The organism is Corallococcus terminator (genome assembly GCF_049194865.1).
Taxonomy (GTDB): Bacteria; Myxococcota; Myxococcia; order Myxococcales; family Myxococcaceae; genus Myxococcus; species Myxococcus terminator_A.
Genome location: NZ_JBLZWL010000122.1, coordinates 1 through 3758, shown reverse-complemented (window position 1 = coordinate 3758; position 3758 = coordinate 1). Strand labels below are relative to the sequence as shown.

General features: G+C 69.4%; 4 protein-coding genes. All 4 read right to left on the bottom strand.

Annotation, left to right across the window (positions count from 1 at the left end; translation table 11 throughout):
• The coding region (acpS, locus tag ACN469_RS36120; RefSeq protein WP_498775661.1) for a holo-ACP synthase at positions 1 to 357 on the bottom strand (357 nt) is incomplete at its 3' end.
• 6 nt (positions 358 to 363) lie between these two features.
• Positions 364 to 1089 carry a pyridoxine 5'-phosphate synthase gene (locus ACN469_RS36115; RefSeq protein ID WP_498775659.1) on the bottom strand — a complete coding sequence of 242 codons (726 nt, stop codon included), beginning with the start codon at positions 1087 to 1089 and terminating at the stop codon, positions 364 to 366.
• A gap of 108 nt (positions 1090 to 1197) precedes the next feature.
• Positions 1198 to 2592: a phosphoglucosamine mutase gene (glmM, locus tag ACN469_RS36110; RefSeq protein ID WP_498775657.1), complete on the bottom strand. Its 1395-nt coding sequence runs from the start codon at positions 2590 to 2592 to the stop codon at positions 1198 to 1200.
• A gap of 231 nt (positions 2593 to 2823) precedes the next feature.
• The coding region (gene folP, locus ACN469_RS36105; protein WP_498775655.1) for a dihydropteroate synthase at positions 2824 to 3758 on the bottom strand (935 nt) is incomplete at its 5' end.

The window sequence follows — 3758 nt, the reverse complement described above, 5'->3', positions numbered from 1 at the left end:
CACCGTGGCGGCGGCTACGTCGGCATCGTGGGTGAGCGCGAGGAACGCCTCCAACCCCCGCGCCTCCATCACCTCGAGCGCCACGCCGGAGAGGGCGAAGTACGGTGCCCCCCCGTCCCGGCGCACTTCCATGTCCTTCCAGCGGATGCCCTTGGGCGCGCCCAGCGCCTTCACCAGCGCCTCCTTCGCCGCGAAGCGCGCGGCATAGGCACTGGCGGCGTCATGGCGCTGACCGCACAGGGCCCGCTCCGCCTCCGTGTACACGCGGTTCAGGAACGGCTCCGCGCGCGGTCCGTCCATGATGCGCTGGATGCGGGAGATGGAGCAGATGTCCAGGCCCAGGCCCCGGATTCCCATGGCGCGCTATCCCGGGTTGCGCATCAGGTCGAGCATCTCCCGCACCGCGCGGTCGAAGCCCACCAGCACCGCGCGCGCGACGATGGCATGGCCGATGTTCAGCTCGTCGATTTCGGCGATGCGGGCGATGGGCTGCACGTTGTCGTAGTTGAGCCCGTGGCCCGCGGCCACGCCCATCCCCAGCTTCGTGCCCGCCTTGGCGGCGTCGACGATGCGCGCCAGCTCCCGCGCGCGCTCCTTGTCGTTGCGCGCCTCGCAGTAGCGCCCCGTGTGCAGCTCGATGCGGTCCGCGTTCACCTTGTGCGACGCGCGCACCTGGTCCAGGTCCGGGTCGATGAACAGCGAGACGGTGATTTCGCCGTCCTTGAGGTTCTTGATGATCTTCGCGACGTGCTCGCGCTGGCCGGCGACCTCCAGGCCGCCCTCCGTGGTGAGCTCCTCGCGGCGCTCCGGAACGAGCGTCACCACGTCCGGCTTGTGCTCGTAGGCGATCTTCACCATCTCCGTGGTGGCCGCCATCTCGAGGTTCAGCAGCGTCTGCGTCGTCTCACGCAGGATGCGCAAGTCCCGGTCCTGGATGTGGCGCCGGTCCTCACGCAGATGGATGGTGATTTGCCGCGCGCCGGCCAGCTCCGCCATGGCCGCGGCCGTCACCGGGTCCGGATAGGTGGTGCGCCGCGCCTGCCGCAGCGTCGCCACATGGTCCACGTTGACACCCAGTCGCTGTCCCATCGACCGCACCTCGCTTGATGCGCGGTCCCGGGATTGTCGGGGGCCCCGGCACGCGCTGGCCCCTCTAATCGCGGCCAGCGTCCGGAAGTCAACCGCCGTGAACGACGACTAGCGATTGCACGCCTTGGCGAGGGCGTCGGCGATGTCCTTCGCGTAGGCCTCGTTGCGAGCGGCATCCTCGCCCTCGATGAGGACGCGGGCCTTGGGCTCGGTGCCGGAGAAGCGCACCAGCACCCGGCCGGAGTTGCCGAGCTTCTGCTCCACGGACTTGATGACCTTCATCACGTCTGGCATCTCGCCCAGCTCCTTCTTCTGCTTCACCACCACGTTGACCAGCGTCTGGGGCACCGGCTCGAAGATGGAGGACAGCTCGCTCAGGGGCTTGCCAGCGCGGCACATCACCGCGAGCAACTGGAGCGCCGCCAGCGTGCCGTCACCCGTCGTGGTGTGGTCCAGGAAGATGAGGTGGCCGCTCTGCTCGCCGCCCAGGTTGTAGCCGTTGCGGCGCATCTCCTCGACGACGTAGCGGTCACCCACGCGCGTGCGAGCCACCTTCACGCCCCAGCGCGCCACCGCGCGCTCCAGGCCGATGTTGCTCATCACCGTGGAGACCAGGACCTTCTTCTTCAGCTGCTTGCGAGCCATCAGCTCGCCGGTGCAGATGGCCATGATGGCGTCGCCATCCACGACCTTGCCCTTCTCGTCCACGACGATGAGGCGGTCGGCGTCGCCGTCCAGCGCGATGCCCAGGTGGGCGCCGTGCTTGATGACCGAGCGCGCCAGGTTCTCCGGGAACAGCGCGCCGCACTTGTGGTTGATGTTCTTGCCGTCCGGCGACACGCCCAGGGTGATGACCTTGGCGCCCAGTTCCTCCAGCACCGCGGGCGCCGTCTTGTAGGCCGCTCCGTTGGCGCAGTCGACGACGATGGTCAGCCCCTCCAGTGTCAGCTCGCGCGGGAAGGTCGCCTTGAGGAACACGATGTAGCGGCCCCGAGCGTCCTCCATGCGGAACGCGCGGCCAATCTTCGTCGCGGTGGGGCGAATGGAGTCGATGGCGCCCGTGGAGAGCAGCTCTTCAATCTTGCCCTCCGTCTCGTCCGGCAGCTTGAAGCCGTCGCGCCAGAAGAACTTGATGCCGTTGTCCTCGTACGGATTGTGGGACGCGGAGATGACGGCGCCGGCGTCGGCGCGCATGGACGTGGTGAGGTTGGAGATGCCCGGCGTCGGCAGCGGGCCGACGAGTTCCACGTCGACACCCATGGACGTGAGGCCCGCGGCGAGCGCCTGCTCCAGCATGTAGCCGGACAGTCGCGTGTCCTTGCCCACGATGACGCGGTGCCGGTGCGGCCCGTTGCGGATGAGGAACGCGAGTGCCCGCCCGAGCTGCATCGCCACTTCCGCTGTCATCGGGTAGACGTTCGCCTTGCCGCGAACACCGTCCGTGCCGAACAGCTTCTGTGTCGCGCGCTCCTCCTTCGGAGGCATGTTCATCCTGTAAGCCATGGTCCCGCTCCACCTTTCCCACGCCGGGCCTTGCCGGTCTCTCGACGTCGGGGCTTATACCCCGCCCACCGCCGGGGCTCGAAGGTAGGGTCCCAACGCCACCCTGGCAACGGCCCGGCCTTGCAGGCTCTATCACCCTTGAACAAGGGTGCGAAAACGATACCAGGCCCCGCCTGAACGGCCCATCCGAGCGAGGAGGCCACACCCGCGTGGCCCGTGGCCCACGGGCGCTCAGCGGCCGAGCAGGATGCCCCCATCCCGAGCGGACCGGATGGCATCCGCGACGGCGAGCGCATCACGTGCCTCGGCCACATCGTGCACCCGGACGACGTCCGCTCCACCCAACACGGCCATCGCCGCGACGGAGCCCAGCGTCGCCGCCAGTCGCTCGCCCGCCGGCTTACCGCCCGTCAGGGCCCCCAGGAAGCCCTTGCGACTGGTGCCCACCAGCAGGGGCAGCCCCGACACGCGCAGCTCGCCCAGCCGCCGCAGCAGGTAGAGGTTGTGGTCGAACGTCTTGCCGAAGCCAATCCCAGGGTCCAGCAGGATGCGCTCGCGCGTGACTCCCGCGGAGGTCGCCATCGCCACGGAGGCGTCGAGGAAGTCGAGCACCTCCTCCACCAGGTCCTCGTAGCCAGGGGCCCGCTGCATGGTGTCGGGCGTCCCCTGAATGTGCATCAGACAACAAGCGGCGTTGGCCTCGGCCACCGCGTGGGCCAGCTCCGGGTCCGAGCGAAAGCCGGTGATGTCGTTGACCAGGTGCGCCCCCGCCTTCAGCACCGCCCGCGCCACGGCGGCCTTCGTCGTGTCCACCGAGAGAGGGACGGAGGTTCGTGCGCGCAGGCCCTCGACGACGGGCAGCACGCGGGCCACCTCCTGCTCGGCGGTGACGGGCTGGGAGCCGGGGCGCGTGGACTCTCCGCCCACGTCCAAAAGGTCCGCTCCCGCGTCCGCCATGGCCAGGCCGTGCTCGATGGCGGCCTCCGCGCTCAGGTAGCGCCCTCCGTCCGAGAAGCTGTCCGGCGTCACATTGACGACACCCATGACGTAGGTGCGCGAGCCCCACTCGAACGTCCGCTCGCCCAGCACCATCGGCCCAGGCGCCTTCCCCGCCTCCAGGGCCCGCTCCAGTGCGCTCGCCAGCTCCGCGAGCGCACCGCCCTCCG